The sequence below is a fragment of the Mycobacterium scrofulaceum genome (genome assembly GCF_001667885.1).
In the GTDB taxonomy this organism is placed as follows: domain Bacteria; phylum Actinomycetota; class Actinomycetes; order Mycobacteriales; family Mycobacteriaceae; genus Mycobacterium; species Mycobacterium scrofulaceum_C.
In genome coordinates this window covers 1-1,120 of sequence record NZ_LZJW01000008.1, presented here as the reverse complement: position 1 = coordinate 1,120, position 1,120 = coordinate 1, and the positions used below count along the sequence as shown (strand labels likewise).

Sequence of the window (1,120 nt, the reverse complement as noted above, 5' to 3'; positions counted from 1 at the left end):
CCGCCGAGCCCGCCGCGCTGCGCGCCGCGCTGGCCGACCGGCTGCCCGGCTTCATGGTGCCCGCCGCGATCGTCGCGGTCGATACCCTGCCCATCACCGTCAACGGCAAGCTCGACACCCACGCCCTGCCTGCACCCGACTACGTGGATGTCGATCGCTACCGCGCCCCGACCACCCCCGTCGAAGAAATCCTGGCCGCCATCTACGCCGAGATCCTGGGAGTCGAGCGCGTCGGCGTCGACGACTCCTTCTTCGACCTCGGCGGGGACAGCATCCTGTCGATGCAAGTAGTCGCCAGAGCCCGCGCGGCCGGGTTGGCCTGCCGGCCCCGTGACATCTTCGTCGAGCAGACCGTGGCCCGGCTGGCCCGCATCCCTGGCATCACCGACGGTCATGAACGGATCACCGACGAAGGGATCGGGCCCGTCAAGCCCGTGCCAATCATGCACTGGCTGTTCGACATTGACGGCCCGATCGACCAGTTCAACCAAACCATGGTCCTGCACGCACCGCCGAGCGCAACGCACGCCGAGGTGCTCGCCGTGCTGCAAGCGCTGCTCGACCACCACCCCATGCTGCGGGCACGGGCCGATACGAGCGCGCGGTCCCTGGCCGTTCCCGGGCCCGGGGCGGTCGACGGCGCTCAGTGCCTGCACACCGTCGACGCGCTGACCGATGATGTCCTCGGCCAGGCCAGGTCCCGGCTCGACCCCGGCGGTGGCGTGATGCTCAGCGCGCTGTGGGTTTCCACTACCGGCCAGCTGGTGGTGATCGTTCATCATCTGGCCGTGGATGCGGTGTCGTGGCGGATCCTGTTGGAGGACTTCAACATCGCGTGGGCCCAGTACCACCACGGACAGCCGATCACCCTGCCCCAAACCGGCACCTCATTCCAGCGGTGGGCCGCGCTGCTCGACGAGCACGCCCACACCCCGGCCGTCACCGCACAGGCCGACACCTGGCGACACATCAGCGGCATCCCGGCCGCGCTGCCCCCACCGCGGCCCAGCGACACCTTTACCAACGCCGGACACCTGACGGCCACCCTGGACGCCGAGACCACCCAGGTGTTGCTCACCGACGCCCCGGCGGCCTTCCACACCGGCATCCACGACATCCT

Annotated in this window: 1 protein-coding gene; it reads left to right on the top strand. The window is 69.6% G+C overall.

Annotated features, from left to right (window positions below):
* Window positions 1-1,120 (top strand): condensation domain-containing protein (locus A5681_RS00795; protein ID WP_231996185.1); only part of this gene is annotated, 1,120 nt, incomplete at both ends.